This window comes from Mesorhizobium sp. M8A.F.Ca.ET.208.01.1.1, from assembly GCF_004791315.1.
GTDB lineage: Bacteria > Pseudomonadota > Alphaproteobacteria > Rhizobiales > Rhizobiaceae > Mesorhizobium.
This window is the reverse complement of record NZ_SRUT01000001.1, coordinates 81,369-106,829: the sequence shown is the minus strand read 5'-3', so window position 1 is coordinate 106,829 and position 25,461 is coordinate 81,369. Positions and strand designations below refer to the sequence as shown.

The 25,461-nt window shown below is 64.2% G+C and carries 12 protein-coding genes; 7 read left to right on the top strand and 5 right to left on the bottom strand.

The annotated features are described in order from the left end of the window. Positions 1-18: 18 nt before the first annotated feature. From EN851_RS00505 to EN851_RS00485, 5 genes are all read right to left on the bottom strand, one after another. Positions 19-1,176, bottom strand: coding sequence for an ABC transporter permease (locus tag EN851_RS00505; RefSeq protein ID WP_127277962.1), 1,158 nt, complete (start codon positions 1,174-1,176; stop codon positions 19-21). Positions 1,177-1,187: 11 nt separating this feature from the next. Continuing rightward, positions 1,188-2,222: an ABC transporter permease gene (locus tag EN851_RS00500; protein WP_127277963.1), complete on the bottom strand. Its 1,035-nt coding sequence runs from the start codon at positions 2,220-2,222 to the stop codon at positions 1,188-1,190. A 217-nt stretch (positions 2,223-2,439) separates the two neighbouring features. Further along, positions 2,440-4,092 carry an ABC transporter substrate-binding protein gene (locus EN851_RS00495; protein ID WP_135928305.1) on the bottom strand — a complete coding sequence of 551 codons (1,653 nt, stop codon included), beginning with the start codon at positions 4,090-4,092 and terminating at the stop codon, positions 2,440-2,442. Between the two features lie 252 nt (positions 4,093-4,344). Beyond that, positions 4,345-10,401: a translocation/assembly module TamB domain-containing protein gene (locus tag EN851_RS00490; protein ID WP_135928304.1), complete on the bottom strand. Its 6,057-nt coding sequence runs from the start codon at positions 10,399-10,401 to the stop codon at positions 4,345-4,347. A 2-nt stretch (positions 10,402-10,403) separates the two neighbouring features. After that, the gene (locus tag EN851_RS00485) at positions 10,404-12,332 is read right to left on the bottom strand and encodes an autotransporter assembly complex family protein (protein WP_135928303.1); all 1,929 of its coding nucleotides are present in this window, start codon (positions 12,330-12,332) and stop codon (positions 10,404-10,406) included. Between the two features lie 280 nt (positions 12,333-12,612). On the opposite strand from EN851_RS00485, the gene EN851_RS00480 reads away from it, so the two are divergent. The 7 genes from EN851_RS00480 to EN851_RS00440 all read left to right on the top strand — a co-directional run bounded on the left by EN851_RS00480 (position 12,613) and on the right by EN851_RS00440 (position 25,427). After that, positions 12,613-18,093, top strand: coding sequence for an alpha-2-macroglobulin family protein (locus EN851_RS00480; protein ID WP_135928302.1), 5,481 nt, complete (start codon positions 12,613-12,615; stop codon positions 18,091-18,093). A gap of 244 nt (positions 18,094-18,337) precedes the next feature. Then, positions 18,338-20,428, top strand: coding sequence for a penicillin-binding protein 1C (gene pbpC / locus EN851_RS00470; RefSeq protein WP_189521738.1), 2,091 nt, complete (start codon positions 18,338-18,340; stop codon positions 20,426-20,428). Between the two features lie 204 nt (positions 20,429-20,632). After that, positions 20,633-21,382, top strand: a complete 750-nt coding sequence (locus EN851_RS00460; protein ID WP_135928301.1) for a M15 family metallopeptidase — start codon at positions 20,633-20,635, stop codon at positions 21,380-21,382. A gap of 211 nt (positions 21,383-21,593) precedes the next feature. Next, positions 21,594-22,622 carry a sulfate ABC transporter substrate-binding protein gene (locus tag EN851_RS00455; RefSeq protein WP_135928300.1) on the top strand — a complete coding sequence of 343 codons (1,029 nt, stop codon included), beginning with the start codon at positions 21,594-21,596 and terminating at the stop codon, positions 22,620-22,622. 23 nt (positions 22,623-22,645) lie between these two features. Next, a complete protein-coding gene (gene cysT, locus EN851_RS00450; RefSeq protein WP_127278933.1) occupies positions 22,646-23,497 on the top strand; it encodes a sulfate ABC transporter permease subunit CysT in 852 nt (283 codons plus the stop codon). Continuing rightward, the gene (gene cysW, locus EN851_RS00445) at positions 23,490-24,374 is read left to right on the top strand and encodes a sulfate ABC transporter permease subunit CysW (protein ID WP_127278934.1); all 885 of its coding nucleotides are present in this window, start codon (positions 23,490-23,492) and stop codon (positions 24,372-24,374) included. Before cysT ends, cysW begins: the two co-directional genes overlap by 8 nt. A gap of 12 nt (positions 24,375-24,386) precedes the next feature. After that, a complete protein-coding gene (locus EN851_RS00440) occupies positions 24,387-25,427 on the top strand; it encodes a sulfate/molybdate ABC transporter ATP-binding protein (RefSeq protein WP_127280599.1) in 1,041 nt (346 codons plus the stop codon). Positions 25,428-25,461: the final 34 nt, after the last annotated feature.

The following is a 25,461-nucleotide window of genomic DNA, read 5'->3' as shown; positions in this document are numbered from 1 at the left end:
CGGGTCAAAGCCCGTCAATCAGTCTTTCATCGATTGTTCACGCAGCGAGTCGGCCAACAGGTTGAGCCCCAGCACGAACGACATCAGCGCGATCGTCGGCGGCAGCGCCGGATGGATGAAGGAGCGCAGCAGCCGGCTGGCATCCTTGATCGCCGTGCCCCAGTCGGGGCTTTCCGGTGCCAGGCCGAGGCCGAAATAGCCCAGCGTGCCGAGCAGGATGGTGGTGTAGCCGATACGCAGGCAGGCATCGACGATCAGCGGTCCGCGTGCATTGGGCAGGATCTCCCACAGCATGATGTACCAGGGCGATTCACCGCGCGTCTGCGCCGCGGCCACATAGTCGCGCGTCTTGATATCCATCACCAGGCCGCGCACGATGCGGAACACGCCCGGGCTGGAGGCAAACACCACCGCCACGAAGATGTTGAGCTGGTTGGGATCGATGTGGACGATGTGCAGCGGGTCCTTGTCGAACACGAGGCCAAGATAGATCCAGCCGCCGACGATGAGGGTGATGCCGAGCAGGATGTACAGCCGGTCCGGCCGGTTCTTGTAGCGTGTCCAGAACAACACGCTGAAGAAGATGATCGGAAACAGGAAGAACACGCCGGCCATGGCATAGGGGATCGGCGTGTCCATGATGCCCGGCGTCACCAGCAGGTAGAACAGCAGGATCACCGGGAAGGCCAGCACGAGATTGGCCAGGAACGACAATACCGTGTCGATCTTGCCGCCGTAATAGCCGGCAGGCAGGCCAAGCGTGATACCGACCATCAGCGCGAAGCCGGTCGCCGCCGGCGCAATGATCAGCACGATCTGGCTGCCATAGACCATACGCGAAAACACGTCGCGTGCCAGCTTGTCGCCGCCGAAGAGATAGACAAGCCCCGATTGCGGTTCGATGGCGCCGGGCAGCGTGTCCTTCATGATCGGGATCTGGCCAAGCGGATCGAAGGGCGAGATGGTCGAGGCGAAGATCGCCGTGAACAGCCAGAACAGGCAGATGCCGACGCCGACGATGCCGACGCCGCTGTCGAACAGCTGGCCGTAGAGCGCCAGCTTCTTCCTGTAGAGGAAGCTCGCTCCCATGACGATGAAAAGCGCGACCCAGACCGGCCAGAAGCGCCACAGCACTTCGAGGATGATGGTGGAGGCGCCGATATATTGAGCTTGCATGCGCCTTCTCCCTACTGAACCCGGATGCGCGGATTGAGGAATGCGTAGCCGACGTCGGAAATGAGCTGCGTGATCAAGACGATGAACACCGAGACCAGCGAACAGCCCAGCAGAAGATCGATGTCGTTGTTGCCGGCGGCCTCGACCAGCGTATAGCCGAAGCCCTGGTAGCGGAACATCACCTCGACGATGACGACGCCGGTGAGCAGCCAGGGAAATTGCAGCATGATGACGGTGAATGGTGCGATCAGCGCGTTGCGCAGCGCATGTTTCACCACCACGCCGCCGAAGGAAATACCCTTCAACCGGGCGGTGCGGATATATTGCTGCGTCATCACCTCGACCATTGAGGCACGAGTCATGCGGGCGATGTAGCCGATGCCGTAGATCGCCAGCGTCATCACCGGCAGGGTGAAATTGTAGAAGGTGATGCCCTGGCTGGCCGACGCGGCCGAGCCGTTCAACCAGCCGAGCCATGAGGCGAAGATGACGGTGAAGATGACCCCCGACACATATTCCGGCGTCGCCGTCGAGGCGATCGAGGCCACCGAAAGCACGCGGTCGGTTCGCGACCCCTCGCGCATGCCGGCCAGGATGCCGATCAAGAGCGATACCGGCACCATCACCGCCAACACACAGAACATCAGGATCCCGGTCGCGCCAAGTGCCGGGAACAGCTTGGAGGCGACGGTCGTCTTGAACTTGGTCGAGCAACCGAAATCCCCTTCGAGGACGCCGGAGAAAGTTGGTACGGCCGGATCGTTGCAGAAAGTGAAACGCTGCGTCGGCTTGCCGGTCGCCGGGTCGGTCACCGGCTGCTTGGGCAGCAGGCCCAGCCACTGTCCGTAGCGGACGAAGAAATTCTGCCGGTAGCCATGGTTGATCAGCCAGTCCTCCAGCTGTTCGGCCGAAGTGTGCATTTCCGTCTGGCTGATCGCCAGCTTCTTCAGATTGGGTTCGAGGTTGATCAGGAAGAAGACGATCATCGTCAGGCACAGCATCGTCAATGCCATGGTGCCGAGACGCCTGAGAACGAAAGAAAGCATGGCGGCCCCCTGCCGATGGGGTTGGGTTTTGAGCCGGCTTCAAAGCCTCGCCTGCCGTCACCGGCGGACTGGCCGTCAAACAGGCCCTCGAATGCGATCAACCCTGTTTTTATTGCATGGCCTTCCCGGGTGAGTCCGTATTTTTTGCGGACGAACCTGCAATGGCGACGCAGAGAGGGAGGGAAAGGGGCAATGCCCCTTTCCCCGGCCCGATCGATCAGGCCTGATCGAGCCAGACCTTGCCGTAGTCGCGCTCGAAGGTCGGATGCATCTTGTAGTTTTGCACCGCCTTGACCGAGTGGCTGTAGAGCTTGCGCCAGTAGGGCTGGATGATGATGCCGGAAGCCTGCAGGATCTCCTCGATGTCCTTCATCATTTCCTTGCGCTTGGCAGCGTCGGCAACGGCGAGTGCCGCATTGAGCTTGGCATCCCAGTCGCGGTTCGACCAGCCAGCCTCGTTCCAGGCCTCGCCGGTGCGATAGGCGATGGCCAGAACCTGGACGCCGAGCGGACGCATGTTCCAGTTGGTCATTGACAGCGGATACTTCGTCCAGTCGTTCCAGAACGTCGAGCCCGGCAGCACCGTGCGCTTCACCTTGATCCCGGCCTCCCGCAGCTGGGCGGCGATCGCGTCGCCGGTGTTCTTGTGCCAGTCTTCGTCGACGGTGATCAGCTCGTGTTCGAAGTCGGCTTGGCCGGCTTCCGCCATCAGCGCCTTCGCCTTGGCCGGATCACGGGCAACCTTAGGCAGTTCGTAATATTCCGGATGGATCGAGCAGACATGGTGGTTTTCGGCGACCGAGCCGGCATTGCCATAGCCGAGCTGCAGGACGACATTGTTGTCGACCGCGAGCTGCAACGCATTGCGCACCTTCTGGTCGCCATAGGGCTTGTTGTTGACGTTGGTGCGGCAGACGATGGTCGAAGCCGTGACGATTTCCGACTTGACCAGGTCCATCTTGTCGAGGATCGACACATAGTCGGCCGACGTTTCGAAATTGGTGTGCACTTCTCCAGCCTCGAAAGCGCTGACCATGGCCGCCGGATCGGTGCCGTAGTCGATGAATTCGATGCCGTCGAGGAACACTTCGCCGTCCCACCACTTGTTGTCTTCGCGGCGCTTGTAGACGACTTTCTGGCCGACGTCGTAGGAGACGAGCTCAAATGGACCGGTGCCGATCGGGCAGTTCTTGAAGTCGCCGCCCTTCTCGTCGAAAGTCTTGTGGACGATCAGGCCGGGATAGTCGCACATGTTGGGGATGAGCGCGATGTCAGGCTTGCCGAGCTTGAGCACGACCGTGTGGTCGTCCGGCATGGTCACGGCGCTTTCGTCGAGCTTGTCATCCTTGACCAGCGAGCCGAGACGGCCGGGCATCGAATTGCCTTCGGCCTTCTTGTCGGCCCAGCGCTTCAGGTTGAAGACGACGTCAGAGGCTGTGAAGGGGTCGCCGTTGGACCAGGTCACACCCTTGCGCACATGCAGCGTATACTGGGTGGCGTCGTCGTTCACGTCCCAGCTTTCCAGCAGATAAGGGCGGAACGTATATTCGCTCGTATACTTGACCAGCGGCTCGAGCGCCTGGCGCTCGGCATTGGCAATTTCCGACCAGTCGGCCTTGCGAGGATCCTTGGGATCCTTGATCCACTGCGCGACCTTCAGCGTGCCGCCTTTCTTGCCTTTTACCTCTTCTGCCCTTGCCGGCGTCGGATCGGCGAGACCGAGAAGGCCATAAGCCATCGCCGTCGAGGCGCCGAAGACGCTTGCCATGGCCAGGAATTCGCGGCGATCAACCTTGCCTGCCTTGGCTTCTTCGGCCATGGCCAGGATATGATCCGGAACGCTGTCGCCGTTGCTCTTATAAATTGTCATGACTAACTCCCATTGTTGGCTTTCCGCCGATTAACATTCCGCATCCGGGCCATGATGTCAAAGACGGCATGGATTGGGAACATGTGAGCGAATGTGCAACTTTGAACGGGGGGCAGTTCGCGTGATAGCGACAGTCTTGGCGCAAAATTGCTAGTGCGCCCAGATTTCGCCAAAATCTCTTCGGGCGATTAAATTGAGACATTTGCACCGGTTACGACAGCGCCAGTCGAGGCCAAGGCAGGGGCCAGGCCGTCAATATTCCTTCTCGTAGAAGATGCCGCCCTTGGCTTCACCGGCGTCCGTCGCCTCGCCGCGCAATTTGACGCCGCGCCCGACATTGAGGTCGATGGTCGCCTTGCCGGAACCCGGCTTGTCGCCCTTCTGGATGGTCACATAGGTGCGGTCGTTGAGATATTTGCCGGCCGAAACCGCCGTGCCGCCCTTGTCGTCGGTGGTGACATCGAGATCGTCGACGCCGATGGCGCTGCGCAGATTCTCCAGCAGCGACGTCGAGCCGCCGACGCCGGCCAGTTGCCCGGCCGCTTCTGCCAGCTGCGCGATCTGCAACGGCGAGAGGTTCGACATCGACCGCCCGAAGATCAGTTGCGCCAGCACTTCATCCTCCGGCAGCGCCGGCACCGAACTGAAGGTGAATTTCGGATTTGTCGCCTCGCCTGACACCACGATGGTGACGGTCGCGCCGGTCGTGGTCGTCGTCGCCGTCAGATTGAGGTAAGGCACCAGCGAGCCGGAGAACCCGACCGTGCCTTCGGTGAAGGTCAGCCGCTTGCCAAGGATCGACAGCCGGCCGCGCTGCAAGGTGAAGGTGCCGACGGCTTGCGGCGACGAGGCCGGGCCGGTCAGCCTGAGCGAGCCGCCGAGTTCGGCGTCGACACCCCTGCCCTGGATGAAGATCTGGTTCGGCGCATTGACCGTGACGTCGAGCGCAAGGCCGCTGCCGCCGCTCTTGCCGCTGGTCGTCGCCGGGCGCAGCGCCTTGTCCTGTGCCTTGACCGGACCCGGCGCATTCTTGTGCTTGACGTCAAGCGCCGAGAGCGAGCCCGGCAATTTGTCCGGAACCGTGATGACGGTCTTGGCCAGGTTGACGGTGCCGGCAATCGCCGGCGCCGAAGTCAGCGGCCCTTTGATCGTCAGGTCGCCGCCAAGGTTGGCGGTCACCACGCGTCCATCCGTGTAGCGGCCATCGGTGAGCTTGATCGACAGGTCGGCTGGGAAGCCTTGCGCCGGATTGATGCCGACGGTACCGCTGGCCGACAGGCTGCCGCGCGTCGACAGGGTTCCGGTCAACCGTTTTATCGTGGCGACGCCGTTGCCTATCGAGACATCGGCCGCGATATCGTTGACTGCAAGGCCCGAGCGTGCGTCGACCAGCCGCGCACCGGAGGTTTTGACGCTGCCGCCGATCACCGGCGATGTCGCTGGACCGCGCACCTGGACATTCACGTTGGCGTTGCCGGTCAGCGACAAGCCCTGCGCGGCAAGTTTCTCACTGAGAAGGCCGAACGGCACGGCGCCATTGAAGTCGAGCACCAGCGCCGGAGTGCCCACCGTCGTCACCGTGCCGCCACCCTTGAGGCCAAGCCCGGCGCCGTCGCTGACATTGGCGTCGAAGGTCAGCTTGTTGCCGGCAAAGGTACCCGTCGAGGCAACACTCACCGCGCCGACGCCGGCGCTACGGGTCTGCGACGTCTGCACCCCGGCCGCGTCGATGTTGAAAGCAATGGCGGGGCTCGCCGGTGCGCCCGTCACCTTTACCGTGCCGGAGATGGAACCCGCTGCATCGAGCCCGGGTGAGAAACTGTTGGCGAGCGACATCGGCACGCGCGCCAGCACTGCATTGATGTCGAGCGCCTGCCCGACCTTGCCGGTTACCGTCGCGGTGCCGCCGCCAAGATTGAGCACCAGCCTGTCCAGCGTCGTCGTGCCATTGGCGATGCTGACGGTCGAGGCCTGGGCGATGGCCGCCTTGATGCCCTGGACGGTCGCCTGCCCTGACGCAAGCTCGATGGTGGTGGTGCCACCGGCTACCTTCACGCGTCCGGCTGCCCTGGCTGGAATGCCCTTCACCGTGGCGCCGCCGGAGAAGCCGGTCCAGTCGCCGTCGCGTTTCAAATCGACATCGATGCCGCGGATCACGGTGCCGCCCGATGTGACGGTATCGGCGCGGATCTTGCCCGAGATGACCGGAGCCGCGAGATAGTTGGCGATCAGCGCATCTATGGAAACGGCCTTCGCCTGGAGGTCGCCGCGCGTGATCGAGGCGGTAGCCGCCTTGATGGCGACCTGGGGTGCCGCCCCGGTCTTCGAGAAGGCGATCGTGCCGCGCACGTCGCCTTCCGCCTTTTCCAGCGCCAGCGCGGCGAGCGGCCCGATATCGGGCAGGTCGAGCGAGATGGTACCTTCGGGCACGAACTTGTCGTCCAGTGCCAGATCGCCTGAAATCCTGTTCTTGCCTAGGGACAGGAGCAGGCCATTGATGGCGCTCTTGCCGTTCGCCGTTGCCAGCACGGCACTCCCCTGCAGCGCCTGGCCGGCGACATTGCCGGTAAGCTGGACATTGGCCGCCGGATTGGCGGCGTCCGCCTTGCCGGTGGCGGTGAGCTTCAATCCGGTTATCTCGCGCGATGCCACCGAGAGCTTGTCGCTGTTGATGGTAAGCGACAGGTCGGGCGCCATGGCCGGCCCTTGCGCGCTCAGCGCGAAAGCGATGGCGCCCGTGGCATCCTTCGACAATCGCGAGATGTCACTCAGCGCACCCCTGATGTCGGCGGTCACCTTGTTGTCGGCAAGGCTTGCCTGCCCATCGGCGCTCAGCGGGCCCGAAGTGAGCTTCAATCCACCTATGTTGAGATTGCCGTTGGGCTCGCGCTTCAGAGTGGCGCTTATCTGGGCGCGGTCGCCAAGCATGCCGCGTGCCGCCGCCGGCAACGCAGACGATGGCGCATCCGCCTTCAGGTTGAGGTCGATGGCACCGTCACGCAGCGATACCTGGCCGGCGACCTGGCTGCTGAGCGCATCGCTTTTCAGCGTACCGCTGTCGATGGCGACGGCGTCGGCGCTCAGCCGGGCGGTGAGCGCCGCCGTGACCTTGCCCGCGATGAGCGGCGCGATCGTCGGATTGTCGAGCCCAACCTTGTCGACCGACACCGTTCCGGAAACCGGCCCGGCGCGATTCCTGAGATCGAACGCATCCGAGTGCAGGGTCAGGGTAAGTCCGTCCACCTTTGCCGGGCTGGTGACGACCGAGGGCAGGATCGCGGAAAGGTCCAGCCGGGCATGCGTGCTTTCGCCCGCGATTTTGGCCGACACTGACCGGACCTCGATCTTGACCGGGCTCTCGGTGCTTCCGACCGTCAGCGGCAGGCTGGGGCCGGACGAGGTCAGATCGATCGCGAAATCGCTGGCCCCGTTCGGGTTGATGGTTCCGGCGGCCTGGCCGGAGACCTTGTCGCCGGAGAGGGTGGCATGGTCGAGGACAACGCCGCCGGCAATCGTGTAGCTGCCGGCCGCATCGACGGCGAGTGGTCCGAGCCCCGCCTGTCGGGTCTGGCTGGTCTCGGCGCCGGCCAGCTTCGCGTTGAACCGGATGTCGGGAGCGGCCGGCGCTCCCCTCACTTCAGCGATACCGTCAAGCGTTCCCGCGGCATCCAGGCCAGGCGAAAACGCATTGGCAAGGGCGGCAGGCAAAGCGGAGACCTGCGCCGCCAGATCGAGCGTCTCGCCGGCACTGCCCGACAGCGCCACCCGGCCGCCGCCAACGTCGAGCGCCAGCCTGTCGATATTGGCCGTGCCGTTGGCGATGGACAGTGCCGACGGCTCGGCAATCGCCGCCTTGATGCCGCGAACGGTGGCTTCGCCCGAAGCAATCTCGACGCTGGTGGTGCCCTCGGCAATCTTAACCCGGCCGGCAGCGGTCGCAGGAATGCCCGCGATCGTGGCGCCGCCAGTGAAATTGGTCCAGTCGCCGTCGCGCTTGAGGTCGACGCCGATGGCGCCGATTTCGGTGCTTCCCGAAGTGACCGCATCGGCCTTGATGGTGCCCGACATCGCCGGCGCCTTGAGATAATTGGCGATCAGCGCTTTGATGGCGATCGCCTTGGCAGTCACCTCGCCACGCGCGACCGATGTGCTCTTGGTATCGATGGCAATGGAGGATGCGTCGCCGTCCTTGGCAAAGAGGATGGTGCCGTTGATGTCGCCGGTCACCGCCTGGCCGGCGAGCGCGGCCAACTGGTCGATTGCCGGTGCGGCGAGCGTCAGCGTGCCCAGGGGCATGAACTTGTCGTCGAGCGCCAGGTCGCCCGAGACCTTGTTGTCGCCCAGCGAGACCAGGAAGCCGTTGATCGAGCGCTTGCCCTCGCTGGTCACCAGGGCCGCCTTGATGTCGAGCGGCTGGTCGTTGACGGCGCCAGTCAGCGAGACGTTGGCGGAAGGGTTGGTTATGTCGGCCTTGCCACTCGCGGTCAGCTTGATGGCCTTCACCGTGCGGCCCGAAGCGGTCAGGCTGTCGCTGTCGGCGCTAACGGTGAAATCCGGAGCGGTGATCGCGCCGGTTGCCGACAGCGCGAAATCGACCCCGCCGGCAACCGGCACACCGACCGTCGGCGACAACACCGAAACGTCGCCCAATTTGCCCTTGATGTCGGCCTGGATGTCCGTGCCTTGCATGCTGGCCGTACCGCTGGCGCTGAGCGATCCGGAAGTGAGTTCGATCGAGTTCGCAGCGAAAGATCCCTGCGGATCGCGCGATGCAGCGGCCGAGAATTTCACCCTCCCGCCGAGCACCGAGGCGATCTGCTGCGGGAACGCGGTCGCCACGGCATCGGCATTCATTTTGAGCTGCATCGACATGTCGGCCAGCGCCACCGTCGCCGTGAGCGACGCATTGAGCGCATCGGAGCGCAGCGTACCCTGATCGATGGCAATAATGGCGTCCTTGCTGATTGAGCCGGCCAGATCGACGTCGACCTTGCCGGTGATCAGCGGCGCCAGTGTCGCGACGTCGGTTTTCAGGCCGCCCGCCTCCAGCTTGACGGCAACCGGGCCGGCGCGATTCTGGATATCGAAACCATCGGAATGGATTTGCGCCGCCAGATCATCCAGCCGCGTGCCGCCGACAACGATCGAAACGAACGAGGCGCCGATGTCGACGATCGGCGCCTTGCCGTCGCCGAAGGCGCGTGCGGTGGCGTTCTTGATCGCGAGCGTGATCGGCTGCGCCTTGCTGCCGACGCTGATCACCACGGGCGGGCCCTTGGCGGCGAGTTCGACCGAGAGATCGCTGGCACCGGCAGGATCGGCAATGCCGGCGGCGGTGCCATGTACCGCATCGCTCTCGATGCTGGCCCGGTCGATGCTGATGCCGCCCGCCGATGTGGCGGTGCCCGCGACATCGAAGCTGGTCTTGCCGGCAAACAGCGGCTTCAGGTTTTCCGGCAGGAAGCGCGCAAAATCGCCGTCGCCCTTGGCCTCGACATGATTGCCCTTGTCGGTGAGCTGGTGGCGGCCGGTAAGTTGGGTGACGATCCGATGGTCGACGAGGAAGGTGCCGACACCGCTCCAGTTGGCAAGCGGTCCGCTGCCCGAAACGACGATGTCGACCGGCGGCGCATCCGGCAGCTTGAGCAGGTTGGCAATGATGCCGCCGGCCGGCTCCGACGCCTTGAGGTCGAGGTCCAGCTTGTTGTCGGCGGGCGCGAAATGGATCTTGGCGTCGACATTGCCTTGCTTGCCGTCGTGGCGGGTGACGTTGAGCACCGTCTGGACCGCCAGTGGCGCGGCATCGGCCCTGAGCATTCCCTTGGCTGCGAGCTCGGCGATACCGCTGCCGGCCAGTTGCTCGCCGAGCGCGATTTCCGGCAGGTCGATCTGCTTGATGTCGATGGAGACAGGCAGAGTCGTCGTGCCGCCCTGCGCCGGCGGCTGCGAACCGGCCACCGGCAGGCGCGCCAGTTCGATGCGCCCGGCGGCGATCCGGTCGGCGCTGAAGCTTTTCGACAGCAGCGCCGTCGGCGACCAGTCGACGGCCACCTTGCGCGCCACCAGCCAGGCGCCCTCGCGATCCTCAAGCACGACATGGTCGACGCTGAGATTACCCGACCAGATGCCGTCGATGCCGCTGACGGTGACCTTGCGATCGTCGCTCGAGGCGAGCCGCGAGATGATGCCGGCGAGATTGTCGCGCCCACGCTCGGTCTTGGTCAGCACGACGAGCGCGCCGATCGCGCCCGCGACCATGATTAGCAGCGTGTAGAGGACAATGCGAAGGATGCGCCAGACCGTTTTCATCGTCAGAAGGCCTGGCCAATGCCGGCATAGATGCCGAAATGCGGGTCGCCGGGATCACGGTTGAGCGGCACGGCCGCGTCGATGCGCAGCGGCCCGAACGGCGTGACATAGCGCAGGCCGACACCGGCGCCAACCTTGACGTCGGAGAAGTTGGGAACCGACTTGGTCGATACCGTGCCGGCATCGACGAAGGGCACGATGCCGATCGTGTCGGTGACGGCGATGCGCATCTCCACAGAGGTCTCGAAGAAGGACAGGCCGCCGATCGGCTGGCCGGCGAAATCCTTTGGGCCGATGCCCTGATAGGCATAGCCGCGCACCGAGCCGCCGCCGCCCGAATAGAAGCGCCGGTCGGCCGGGACGTTCTGCAGCCCGGTACCGACGATCGAGCCGATGGCGACACGCTCAGCCAGCACGAATTTCGACGCGGTATCCAGCGACTGATAGGCCGATCCCTCGCCCTTCAGCTTGAGGAAGGCCGCACCACTCAGTATGTCGTAACTCGGCTCGGCATAGGCGAGCACCCTGAAGCCCCTGGTCGGGTTCAACCTGCTGTCCCTGTTGTCATAGACATATTGCAGCGGAATGCTGGCGATCAGGTAGGTGTGCTTGCCGAAGGCGTCATGGATGCGCGAATAATCGAGCGCTACCTCGGCCGACACGGTCTGCTTCTTGTCGAGTTCGTAGGACAGGCCGGTGCTGCCCTTGACCGAGAAATGGTCGTACGCATCCGGATGCTCGAGCACGGTCTTGACGCTGGCGAAGAACTTCGACGCCGGTCCGATCACGCCGGGTTTCTCGAACATGATGCCGGCATTGTAGTTCAGTTCGGACAGATTGTTGCTGCCGATGCCGCTGATGGCGCCGTCGATGCGCAGCTTTTCCGCGCGGCCAAACAGGTTGCGGTGCCCCCAGTAGCCCTCGAGGCCAAGCCCCTCGGTGTTCGAGAAGGTGCCGCCAAGGCCGAAAAAGCGCGGCTTGCGCTCGCTGACCTGGACGCCGATCGGAATGTTGCCGTCGGCGTCGAGCTTGTCGGCTTCCTTGAACGTCACGCTGTTGAAGACCTCGAGCGCCAGCAGCCTGTCGCGCGCGTCGCTGATCTCCTGTGGCGAGTATTGCCTGCCGCGCTTCAGCCCGGTCATGTATTCGGTGAAGTCCCTGTCGACCTTCTCGGTGCCTTCCACGGTGGTCGCGCCATAGCCGGCGACCGGCCCGGCTGCGACCGTCAGCGTCACATCGAGCGTCGATGTGGCATGGTCGGCGACGATATGCCGGTCGGTCACCTTGGCCAGCGGCCTGCCCTGCTCCTTCAGCGTCCGCACGATCAGCGCCTCGGCCTTGAGCACCGCGCCCGATCCGGCGTCGCCGCCGGATATCAGCCCATAATCGGCGCTCATCAGCCCCGCCGCGTCGCCCTCCAGCCGGATGTCGCCAAGGGTGAATTTGGGGCCTGTGGCGATATTGATCGCCACAGGGATAGGCTGCGGCCCCTTGAACTCGGCGTCCGGAGGCAGTTCGTCGAGCGGCTTGCCGTCGATGGTGATGGTGACGACGCCTTCATAGCGGGCATCGGCATAAAGTGCGGCGACCAGCTGTTCGCGGTCGCCGCGCGCCTTGGCCATCAGCCCGAGCGAACCCGAAACGGGCCGGTCCTCGTCGCCTTTCAGCGCCGAGGCGTTTTCGAGCTTCTTGACGAGGTCCTTGTCGGCGTCGGGCGCGGAGATAGTCACCGCGTAGCGCAGCGGATCGACAATGTCCGCGTCCTCGTCGCTGGACGATCCCCACAGCTTGATGCCGAAAAGCTCGAACGCGGCCACGGATCTTGATTCGGCGATCAGCGCGGTCCCGCACATCATGGCCAAAAGCAGGGCGCGCGGAAGCACGCGCCCTGGCGCGGTCCCTCCTGACATCTGCTCTTCATGCGCCGGCATTAAGACAACCTAGGTTACAAAACTAAAATTGGAATGAAGTTCTGAAGCGCTCGTAAAGGGGCCACAATCCAATTGTCTGAAATAGGGTGGGCTTGGAATTCACACCTTCTGCGTTTCCGCAAGAAAGCGTGATCCCCTTCCCGTGGAGGTTACTGTCCGCATACCGGTCCTTGGCCGGAAAATAAACCGTTGGCAGGCGGAGACCTGCCGCGTCCGCGCGTTGACAAGCCTGACTGAAGCTTGAACATGCCCGGACGTCTGCAATTGTCTGGAGGGTGTTATGGCAATGCGCGCGGCTCGTGGTCTGTCGATTCTCGTCCTTCTTTTCTTTGCCTGGGGTAGCGTCGCGCAAGCGGCGGAAGCGCGAAGAATCGCAACGACGGACAATTCCGATTATTTCGGCTTCGATCTCAGGTCCGACCAGAACGTCACGCTCGACCAGTGCAAGACGACATGCCTCGGCGATCCGACCTGCCGCGCCTTCACCTACAACACCAAGGCCAAATGGTGCTTTCTCAAATCCGACTATAACCAGTTGAAATCCTTCAACGGCGCGGTCGCCGGCAAGGTCGTCAACATCGACGGCGATCCAGATATCGGCGCGCCGCCGGAACTCGCCTTCTTCCCCAACTGGATGGCCGACCAGGCCCAGCAATACCGCAACAAGCTGCTTGGCCCTGCCTTTGACAAGCCGACGGAGGGCATGGCGGCGCTGATCAACTCGGCCGAACAAGCCGTACAGACCGGCGACCATCGCTCCGCCATGCAGAAATACGAGGCCGCTGTCTCGGTCATGCCGGATGACGGCCAGCTCTGGCTCAAGCTGGCGCGCGAAACGCTGGCCGTACAGCCCGCCGCGAGCACCTCCGAAGCCTCAACTTTGCCGTCAAACGCCACGTCGGCCGCCTTCAACGCCTACAAGTTGCTGCGCACCACCAAGACGCGCGCCGAAGTGCTGGCGCTGCTCGGCAATGGTCTCGACAAGCGCGATCTCTACCGGCCGGCGCTGCAGGCCTATGAAGCCAGCCTTGCGCTGGAAAGCTCGCCCGCGGTCCAGGCCGACTATGCTGATCTGAAGGCCCGCAAGGGATTCCGCGTCATCGATCACTCTGTCGATGCCGACACCAGCGCGCCGCGCATCTGCGCGCAATTCTCCGAGGATCTGGTCAAGACCGGCGTCGACTACGCGCAGTTCGTCACCGTCGACAACGCCGCGCCCAAGGGCATCGAGGCCAAGGACAAGCAGATCTGCGTCGAAGGGCTCGAACACGGCCAGCACTATGACGTCACCTTCCGCGCCGGCCTGCCGGCCGCGATCGGCGAAGTGACCGCTGCCCCCGTGGTGCTGTCGATCTATGTGCAGGACCGCGCGCCATCCGCCCGCTTCACCGGCGACAGCTTCGTGCTGCCGGCCGGCGCGCGCCGCGGCATCCCGGTCGTCACCGTCAACACGAACGCCGCCGAGATGAAGCTCTACCGCATCGGCGACCGCTCGCTGGCGCAGTTGCTGTCGGGCTATCAGTTCCTGCACCAGCTCGACGGCTATGACATTTCCAACATTTCCGAGCAGATGGGCGCGCCGGTCTGGCAGGGCCAGCTCGACATCGTCAACGATCTCAACAAGGAGGTCACCACCTCGTTCCCGGTCGACGAAGCGCTGCCGCAGCGCAAGCCCGGCGTCTATGTGCTGACCGCCAAGGCCGTCAACGACAAGAGCGACGACTACGGCTCGCTGGCCACGCAGTGGTTCGTCGTCTCCGACATCGGCCTGTCGACCTATACCGGCCAGGACGGGCTCAACGTCTTTGCCCGTTCGCTGGGTAGCGCCAAGCCGATTGCCGGGGCCGAACTGACGCTGGTTGCCCGTAACAACGAAGTTCTCGGAACCGCGACGTCGGATGCGAACGGCCATGCCGTCTTCAACCCCGGCCTGACGCGCGGTGACGGCGGCATGGTGCCGGCCGTGCTGATGGCCAAGCAGGGGGACAATGATTTCGTCTTCCTCGATATGTCAAAGGCCGGCTTCGACCTGTCCGACCGCGGCGTCACCGGACGCGCCGCACCGGGCGCGCTCGACGTCTATGCCTGGACCGAACGCGGCATCTATCGCGCCGGTGAGGACGTCCATGTCGCCGCGCTTGCCCGCGACGGCGCGGCCAAGGCGGTCGAGAACCTGCCGCTGACCTTTATCTTCTCGCGTCCCGATGGCGTCGAGGACCGCCGCATCGTCAGCGACGGCGCATCGGCCGGCGGTCACACCGTCGACCTGCCGCTTGAAGCCAACGCCATGCGCGGCACATGGTCGGTGTCGATCCACACCGACCCCAAGCAGCCGGCGGTTGCCAGCCAGATGTTCCTGGTCGAGGACTTCGTGCCGGATCGCATCGAGTTCGACATGAAGGCCGACAAGCAGGAGATTGCGCGGGGCGAAACCGCCAACATCAACATTGACGGCCGCTTCCTCTATGGCGCGCCGGCGGCGGGCCTGGCGCTGGAAGGCGAACTGACCCTGTCGACGTCCCGGGACTGGGACCGCTTCCCCGACTTTTCCTTCGGCCTCGCCGACGAGCAGTCGGCGGAGCCCACGGTCACGCCGCTCACCGATCTGCCGGTGGTCGGCGACGACGGCAAAGCGACCTTCCCGATCTCCGTCGACCAATTGCCCTCGACCACCAAGCTGGTCGACGGCAAGGTGACGGTGCGCATGCGCGAAACCGGTGGCCGCGCCATCGAGCGTTCGCTCAACATCGGCATCCGCCCGCAAGGCCATATGATCGGCATTCGTCCGGATTTCGCCGATGGTGAAGTGCCGCAGGGCGGCACGGCCAAGTTCAGCCTGATCGCCGTCGATCCCGACGGCAAGCGCGAGGCGCTGAAAGGCGCGCAGTGGACGCTGGTCAAGGTCGAACGCAATTATCAGTGGTACCGCTCCAACAACTCCTGGAACTACGAGCCGGTGAGCTTCACCAAATCGATCGCCAACGGCCAGATCGATCTCAACGCCGATGGCGACGCCGCCGTCTCCGTACCTGTCGACTGGGGCCAGTACAGGCTCGAGGTCGAGACATCGGATCCCGAGGGGCCGGCGACCAGCTATGAATTCGACGCCGGCTGGTATGTCGCCTCGACCACCACCGAAACGCCTGACGGCCTGGAGATTGCCCTGGACAAGGACAATTATGCCGCGGGCGAAGTGGCAAAGCTGAAAATCTCGCCGCATTTTGCCGGCGAATTACTGATCAACATCGGCTCCGACAAGCTCCTGAAAACCATCACGGCGACCGTGCCGGCCGGCGGCAGCACCGTCGACATCCCGGTCGGCGACGACTGGGGCGCCGGCGCCTATGTCACGGCAACCCTTTTCCGGCCGGGCGACGCGCAGGAAACGCGCATGCCCGCCCGCGCCATCGGCGTGAAATGGCTGACCGTCGATCCGGGCGCCAAGAAGCTTGCCGTCACGCTCACGCCGCCGGACAAGACAATGCCGCGCCAGCAGCTGTCGATCCCGGTTTCCGTGGCCGGCGTGCAGCCGGGCACCAACGCCTATGTCACCGTTGCCGCCGTCGATGTCGGCATCCTCAACCTGACCAACTACAAGGCGCCGGATCCGGAGAACTGGTTCTTTGGCCAGCGCATGCTGGGCATGGAGATCCGCGACATCTACGGCCGCCTGATCGATGGCTCGCTGGGCACCACCGGCAAGCTCAGGACCGGCGGTGACGGCGCCAACATGCAGACGCAAGGCAGCCCGCCCACTGAAAAACTGGTCGCCTTCTTCTCCGGCATCGTCCAGCTCGACGCCGACGGCAAGGCGCGGATCGACTTCGACATCCCGCAGTTCAACGGCACCGTGCGCGTCATGGCTGTCGCCTGGACCAAGGAGGCGATCGGCCATGCCCAGTCGGACGTGATCGTGCGTGATCCCGTTGTGATCACCGCCGGCCTGCCGCGCTTCCTGGCGCCTGGCGACAACGCCGTCATGCGTCTCGACGTTGCCGACACCGACGGACCGGCCGGCGACTATGCGCTGTCGATCGATACGACGGGGGACCTGTCGACAGGTGACAAGCCCCTGCCCCAGAAGCTGACGCTCGCCCAGGGCAAGCGCCAGACCTTGACCGTGCCGCTGATCGCAAAGACGGCGGGCAATGCCTCGCTGACCATCAAGCTGGCGCATGCGGACGGCACCAAGGTCGAGCAGACGCTCTATGTCCCGGTGCGTCCGGCCCAATTGCCGGTCACCACGCGCCTTGTAGTCGACCTCAAGGGCAATGGCGGCGCGCTTCGCGTCGACAAGGAGCTGCTGGCTGCCAGCCTGCTCGAAGGCGCATCGGTCAGCGTCGGCGTTTCGCAGGCTGCGGCCTTCGACGTGCCGTCGCTCTTGATGACGCTCGATCGTTACCCCTATGGTTGCGCCGAGCAGACCACCAGCCGCGCCATGCCGCTTCTCTACGTCAACGAGATGGCATCAGGCGTCGGCATGGAAAGCGACCCTGAACTGCACGGGCGCATCCAGGATGCGATCTACAAGGTCCTGAGCTACCAGTCCTCGAGCGGCAGCTTCGGCCTGTGGGGTCCGGGCTCCGGCGATCTGTGGCTCGACGCCTATGTCAGCGAATTCCTGACCAGGGCGCGGGAGCAGAAATACGACGTGCCGGCTCTGGCGATGAACCAGGCCCTGAACAACCTGCAGAACTCGCTCGGCTACGACCAGAGCGTACAGGACCGCGGTAGCGAGATCGCCTACGCCCTCTACGTGCTGGCCCGCAACAAGAAGGCCTCGATCGGCGATCTGCGCTACTACGCCGACACCCAGCTCGAAGCCTTCTCGAGCCCGATGGCCGTCGCCCAGTTGGCGGCGAGCCTTGCGCTCTATGGCGACACGCAGCGTTCGGAGGCGACGTTCAAGACCGCGCTGCAACTGGCCAAGTCGAGCACCGACTACGACTGGTACCGTTCCGACTACGGCTCGGCATTGCGTGACGGCGCGGCGATGCTGTCGCTGGCGGCGGAATCGAAGCCGGTATCGACGATCGTGCCCGAGCTGATCAAGCTGGTGACAAGGAAACGCGCCGACGCCCGCTGGACCAGCACCCAGGACGATTCCTGGATGCTGCTGGCGGCGCGTGCGCTGAAGGAGGGCAATGACTCCATCGCGCTGACCGTCAACGGCGCGCCGCATTCCGGCGGCTATTCCAACCAGGTCAACGGCTCCGACCTGGTCGACAGCCCGCTCGAAATCGCCAACACCGGCAAGACCCCGCTGCAGGCCGTCGTCACCACCGTGGCGTCGCCGATCCAGCCCTTGCCGGCCGGCGGCGACGGCTTCACCATCAGCCGCACCTACTACAAGCTCGATGGCACGGAAGCCAATGTGACTGAGGCCACCCAGAACGAACGCTATGTCGTCGTGCTCAAGGTCACCGAGCAGAACAGCTGGCCGTCGCGCCTGCTGGTTACCGACCTGTTGCCGGCCGGCTTCGAGATCGACAATCCGGGGCTGGTTTCCAGCGCCCAGTTGACGAACTTCTCCTGGCTGGCACAGACCGACGCCGCGCATCTGGAGTTCCGCGACGACCGCTTCGTCGCGGCATTCAACCCGGCCGACGGCGACCACGACCACAATCTGACGCTTGCCTATGTCGTGCGCGCCGTCACGCCGGGCACCTATGCCCATCCGGCGGCAACGGTGGAGGACATGTACCGGCCGCAATATTCGGCCCGCACCGCCACCGGCATGATGGAGATCAAGGCGCCGTAAGGTGCCTTGGCGGATATGAACGTGAGGCTTGCGCTGCCCCTCATTGCCCTGCCGGGCATTTCTCCCCGTATAGTGACGGGGAGAAAGGGGCTAGCGCCGACCGCCGCGACAGCTCCCTTCTCCCCGTCACTATTCGGGGAGGTGAGCCGTGGTCCGCGCAGCGGACGAAAAGCCAATTGCTTGGCTTTTCGAACGGCGAACGCCCGAAGGGCCGTCGTGCCGGCAGGCGGATGAGGGCAGCGCCATGCTCTCCAAGAAATTCATTTGGCGGGCCGCCATTGCGGGAGCATCGCTAGCCGTCGTTGCGGCAATCGCCACCGCCGCCCTCTGGGAACTCGACCGCGCCTTCCCCCCACCATTGCCCGCAACTCTGACCGTCTCCGCCGAAGTCCAGGACCGCGACGGCCAGCTGTTGCGCGCCTTCGCCACCCCGGACGGCTACTGGCGGCTCGAAACCCATCTCGACCAGGTCGACAAGCAGTTCGTCGACATGTTGGTGACCTACGAGGACAAGCGTTTCTGGGACCATGAGGGCGTCGATGTGCTGGCTCTCGCCCGCGCCGCCGGCCAATTCGCCACCAGCGGCCATATCGTTTCCGGCGGCTCGACCCTGTCGATGCAGCTTGCCCGGCTGATCGAGCCGCGCGAAAGCCGCAGCCTCGGCTCCAAGGTCAAGCAGATGCTGCGCGCCATCCAGATCGAGCGGCGGCTGTCCAAGCGCGACATCCTCGAGCGCTATCTCACGCTGGCGCCCTATGGCGGCAACCTGGAAGGCGTGCGCGCCGCCTCGCTCGCCTATTTCGGCAAGGAACCGAAGCGGCTCACCGTTTCCGAGTCCGCCCTTCTCGTCGCCCTCCCCCAATTGCCGGAAAAGCGCCGACCCGACCGCAACCTCCAGATCGCCCATGCCGCGCGCGATCGTGTGCTGAGCCGCATGGTCTCGTCAGGCCTGATCGGCGAACGCGAGGCGGCGCGCGCGGCGCTCGACGACGTGTCGGGGCTGCGCCGCACCTTGCCGGCTCTTGCCGCGCATGCCTCCTATGCGATGCTGCCCAGGGCCGTCCCCGGCCAGCCGCTCAAGCTGACGATCCGCAAAAGCGTCCAGCAAGGACTGGAACAGGTGGCGCGCGATGCCGCCACCAAGCTCGGGCCGCGTCTGTCCGTCGCCATGGTGCTGGCCGATGCCCGCACCGGCGACATTCTGGGCGAAGTCGGCTCGGCCAATTTCTTCGATTCCAGCCGTTCCGGCTGGATCGACATGACCAAGGTCGTGCGCTCGCCCGGCTCGACGCTGAAGCCGTTCATCTACGGCCTCGCCTTCGAGCAGGGACTGGTGGCGCAGGAAACGCTGATCGAGGACAGCCCGGTCGATTTCAGCGGCTACAGGCCGAAGAATTTCGACATGGGCTATCAGGGCGACGTCTCGATCCGCCAGGCTTTGCAACTATCGCTCAACGTGCCGGCGATCCGCGTGCTCGACGCCGTCGGCCCGGCGCGGCTGACGGCGCGTTTCCGTCAGGCGGGCGTCAACCCGATCCTGCCGGTCAATGAAGCGCCCGGCCTGGCCATCGGCCTCGGCGGCGTCGGCGTCACGCTGCGCGACCTGGTCCAGTTCTACACAGGGCTCGCCAATGGCGGCAAGACGCATTCGCTGCATGACGGCACCGAGCCGGCCAACGCCGCGAGTTCGACCACCACCATCCTCAACGACCAGGCCAACTGGCAGATCGTCGACATTTTGTCGGGTGTGAAGCCACCCGAAGGCGCCCTGCAGCGCGGCATTGCCTACAAGACTGGCACCTCTTACGGCTACCGTGACGCCTGGTCGGTCGGCTTCGACGGCCGCTATGTGCTGGGTGTCTGGGTCGGCCGGCCCGATGCCGGCGCGGTGCCTGGTCTTTCCGGCTATGTCTCAGCCGCCCCGATCCTGTTCGAAGGCTTTGTCCGCTCGGGGCTGGCGACCGTACCGCTGCCGGGCAAACCGCCCGGCGCCTTCACCCCCAAGCGCGAGGACCTGCCGGTGACGCTTGCCCGCTTCGGCGCCGGCGCGGATGGCCTGGTGCAGGCGACCCCGACCGAACCCGCGCCGACCATCATCTTCCCGCCGGATGGCGCCCGCGTCGATCTCGCCACCAACTCGGCCGATGCGTCGCCACTGGTGCTGAAGCTCCAAGGCGGCCGGGCGCCGTTCCGCTGGCTGGCCAACGGCAAGCCGCTCATCGGCCTCGATCGCCGCCGCACCGCGACATGGCAGCCCGACGGCGCGGGTTACTCGACGCTGACCGTCATCGACGCGGCGGGACGGGCGGCCAGTGTGAAAGTGTTCGTTGAATAGGCTGCGTCAAGGGATTCAGGAGACTGGCCTTTCGAGGTCCGGGAATAAGGGATAAATTGCCTGATGTCCGGTGCGAGGCGCCCCCCTCTGGCCTGCCGGCCATCTCCCCCTCAAGGGGGGAGATCGGATGGCCAGGCCGCTTTCGGCAATGACCAACGGCGGCGCGCGACGCAAAAGCTGCCAATCTCCCCCCTCGAGGGGGAGATGCCCGGCAGGGCAGAGGGGGGCGTGCCACGCCATACCTTACGCAGTATAGCCGCCATTTTAGCGGCTTTCTTCGCAGTCACTCTTCCCGCCTCGGCCGATCCCCTGCCCACCGGCTTCGTCCGATTGGCCGCCATCGATGCCTCGATCCGCCAGGACATCCGCTATTCCGGCGCCGACAATTTTCTGCATCGCAAGGTAAGCGGCTATGATGCGCCGGTCTGCATCCTCGCCCGGCAGGCGGCCTTAGCCGTTGCCGGGGTCCAGAAGGCAATGGTCGCCAGGGGCATGACGCTGATCGTGTTCGACTGCTATCGCCCTGCCCGCTCCGTGGCCGACATGGGCGATTGGACGACCGCAGGCGGGCCGCCTGACCCGCAATGGTATCCGCAGGTCAAGCGCGGCGACCTCATCGCCGAGGGCTATGTCGCCCGCCAGTCGGCACATTCGCGCGGCTCGACCGTCGATATCGCCATCGCACCGGCCGACAGTATGTCCGTGCCGAAACCGGCCTGCGGCGCGGTCGATGCCAACACCCTCGATTTCGGCACCGGCTTCGACTGCTTCGACCGGACGAGTGAGACCGCGCATCGCCCGCTCGGCACCGAAGCGGCGGCAAACCGCAAGCTCCTTGTCGATGCCATGCGTGCGGGAGGTTTCAGGAACTACGCGCGAGAATGGTGGCATTTTACGCTCGACCAAGAGCCATTTCAAAAGCAGCGCTTCGATTTCCCGGTGACCGCCGAGTAACCCGCCCAGAGCAGACTTGCCCGGCAACCGCGCGTCCCTAGATAGGCCACAGGGCGGACCGACTCCGGCGCGGAGCAACCGCGAGGAAAATATTTCTCATAGCCGCGGCAGAACGCCGGAGATTTTCTCCAGGGAGGCAAAAAAGGCAACATTCAATGCATCTAATTTCTATAATTTCGGTAGATTTGGCGCGGGTTCAACGGAGGCAGAAATGATCAAACCTCATTTCAGGAAACTGCTCGGCGCACTGGTCGCCACATCTGTCCAGTTCGGCACGCTCGGTTTCGCGTTTGCCGACACCACCATTCTCAACGTGTCCTACGATCCGACGCGCGAGCTCTACAAGGCTTATGACGAGGCCTTCGCCGCGCATTGGAAGACAGAAACCGGCGAGACGGTGACGATCCAGCAGTCACATGGCGGATCGGGCGCCCAGGCCCGCGCCGTGATCGACGGCCTCGACGCCGATGTGGTGACGCTGGCTCTCGAAGGCGACATCAATGCCATCGTCTCCAAATCGAAAAAGATCAATCCCGATTGGCGCAAGAAATTCGAAAACAATTCAGCGCCTTACACCTCGACCATCATCTTCCTTGTCCGCAAGGGCAATCCCAAGGGCATCCACGACTGGAACGACCTCGTCAAGGACGGCGTCCAGGTGATCACGCCCAACCCCAAGACGTCGGGCGGCGCGCGTTGGAACTATCTCGCGGCCTGGGCCTATGCCAACGCCAATGATGGCGGCGACGAAGCCAAGACCAAGGAATTCGTCGGCAAGCTCTATGCCAATGCTCCCGTGCTCGACACCGGTGCGCGCGGCTCGACAGTGACCTTCGCGCAAAAAGGCCTTGGCGACGTGCTGATCGCCTGGGAAAACGATGCCTATCTGGCGCTCGACGAGTTTGGCGCCGACAATTTCGACATCGTCTATCCGCCGACCTCGATCCTGGCCGAGCCGCCGGTGGCCGTGGTCGATGCCAATGTCGACGCCAAGGGCACGCGCAAGGTGGCCGAGGCCTATCTGAGCTACCTCTATTCCAAGGAAGGCCAGACCATCATCGCCAAGAACCATTACCGGCCGTCCAAGCCCGAACTGGTTCCGCCCGAGGATCTCGCCAAGCTGCCGCCTATCAAGCTGATCACCATCGACGACCCGCTTTTCGGTGGTTGGAAGAAGGCACAGCCTTATCATTTCGGCGACGGTGGTATATTCGACCAGATCTACAAACCGGCCCAGTGAGCTAAAACCTAGATCAGGACGATATGACCACAGCACCCGCGCAGGCGGGGTGGCGGTTCAGACAGCCGAGCGTCATTCCGGGTTTCGGATTGACGCTCGGCTTCTCGCTTGCCTACCTCACCCTCATCATCCTCATACCGCTATCCGGGCTGATCTGGCGTTCGGCCGCTCTCGGCTGGATCGATTTCTGGGCCATCGCCACCGATCGCCGCACCCTCAACGCACTTGAAATCAGCTTCGGCACCGCCTTCATCGCGGCTGTCGTCAATGTCGTTTTCGGCACGCTCGTCGCCTGGGTGCTGGTGCGTTACCGCTTTCCCGGCCGCCGCATCGTCGATGCCATGGTCGACCTGCCATTCGCGCTGCCGACGGCGGTGGCCGGCATCGCGCTGACCACGCTCTACGCGCCGAACGGCTGGATCGGCAAATTGCTGATGCCGCTCGGCATCAAGGTCGCCTACACGCCGCTCGGCATCGTCATCGCGCTGGTCTTCATCGGCTTGCCCTTCGTCGTGCGCACCGTGCAGCCGATCATGGAGGAAATCGACAAGGAGGTGGAGGAAGCAGCCGCCACGCTTGGCGCCAGCCGCTTCCAGATCATCACCCGCGTGCTCTTTCCGGGCCTGGCGCCGGCCATCATCACCGGCTTCTCGCTCGCCTTCGCGCGCGGCGTCGGCGAATACGGCTCGGTCATCTTCATCGCCGGCAACCTGCCCTACAAATCCGAGATCGCACCGCTTCTGATCGTTATCCGGCTGGAGGAATACAATTACCCAGCGGCGACCGCGATCGCGGCAATCATGCTGGCGCTGTCGTTCGTCATGCTGCTGGTCGTCAATCTGGTGCAGACATGGAGCCGCAAGCGCTATGGCTGATCCCGAGATCAAATCCTACGAACCGTATCACGAGAGCCGCTCGGCGGCGGTGACCGAAAGCCGCCCGGCGCAGGCCGTGCTGATGGCCATCGCTTTCGCATTCCTCGGCATCTTCCTGCTTTTGCCGCTGATCATCGTCTTCCACGAGGCGCTGGCGAAAGGCGTCGGCGCCTATACGCAAGCACTGGGCGAACCGGACGCACGCTCGGCCATCCACCTGACACTGCTTGTCGCGGCGATCTCGGTGCCTCTCAATGTCGTCTTCGGCATCTCCGCCGCCTGGGCGATCGCCAAGTTCGAATTCAAGGGCAAGGCGTTTCTCACCACGCTGATCGACCTGCCCTTCTCGGTCTCGCCCGTCATTTCGGGTCTGGTCTATGTGCTTCTGTTCGGCGCCCAGGGGTTGCTTGGCGAGTGGCTGAAGGCACATGGCATCCAGATCTTGTTCGCCGTGCCGGGCATTGTGCTGGCCACCGTCTTCGTCACCTTCCCCTTCGTCGCCCGCGAACTGATCCCGCTGATGCAGGAACAGGGCAATGGCGACGAGGAGGCCGCCCTTTCGCTCGGCGCCAATGGCTGGCAGACCTTCTGGTTTGTGACCTTGCCCAACGTCAAATGGGGCCTGCTCTACGGCGTGCTTTTGTGCAATGCGCGCGCCATGGGCGAGTTCGGCGCGGTTTCGGTGGTGTCGGGCCACATACGCGGCCTGACCAACACCATGCCGCTGCATGTCGAAATCCTCTACAACGAGTACAACGCCGTCGGCGCTTTCGCCGTCGCCTCGCTGCTTGCCGGGCTGGCGCTCGTCACACTGGTCTTGAAAACACTGCTCGAGATGCGCTACGGCGCCGAACTCGCCGCGACGCGCGGACATTAGAAGGTTCATTGTATGGAAGTTCGCGTTGCCAACGTGCGCAAGGAATTCGAGCGGTTTCCGGCGCTTCACGACGTGTCGCTCGACATCAAGTCGGGCGAATTGATTGCGTTGCTGGGACCATCCGGCTCCGGCAAGACGACCTTGCTCAGACTGATCGCCGGGCTGGAGCGGCCGACACGCGGGAAAATCTTCTTTGGTGACGAGGACGCTTCGCAGAAATCGATCCAGGAGCGCAATGTCGGCTTCGTCTTCCAGCACTACGCGCTGTTCCGTCATATGACGGTGGCTGACAATATCGGCTTCGGCCTCAAGGTGCGGCACGGACCGTCGCGGCCGCCAGCAGCGGAGATCCGCCGCCGTGCTTCCGAGCTTCTCGATCTCGTCCAGCTTTCAGGGCTGGAGAAGCGCTATCCCGCGCAGCTTTCGGGCGGCCAGCGCCAGCGCGTGGCGCTCGCCCGCGCCATGGCCATCGAACCCAAGGTGCTGCTGCTCGACGAGCCGTTCGGCGCGCTCGACGCGCAGGTGCGCCGGGAACTGCGCCGCTGGCTGCGGGAAATCCATGACGCCACCGGCCACACCACCGTCTTCGTCACCCACGATCAGGAAGAGGCGCTGGAACTGGCCGACCGTGTCGTGGTGATGAGCCAGGGCCGTATCGAGCAGGTCGGCACCGCCGACGACATCTACGACACGCCGAATTCGCCCTTCGTCTACGGCTTCATCGGCGAATCGAGCTCCCTTCCGGTCAAGGTCGAGAATGGCGAGATCTGGCTGGCCGACCGTCCAATCGGATTGTCGGCGCCGCACGCGTCCGAGGGCGATGCGATGCTTTACTTCCGTCCGCATGATGTCGAACTGCTGGACGGCTGCAGCGGCTGCATCGCCGGCACCGTGGCGGCCAGCCGCCGCGTCGCCGGCACAAGGCGCGTCGAACTTGAAATCGGCGGCGAACGCCAGCGGGTCGAGATTGAGCTGCCGGTCGACCATCCGGCAGCGCAGAAGAGCCGCGTGGCGTTCCGCCCGGGGCGCTGGAAGCTGTTCCCGGCTGCATAGCGATCGGACCACGGTGAATCCGCCCCAGGGATGT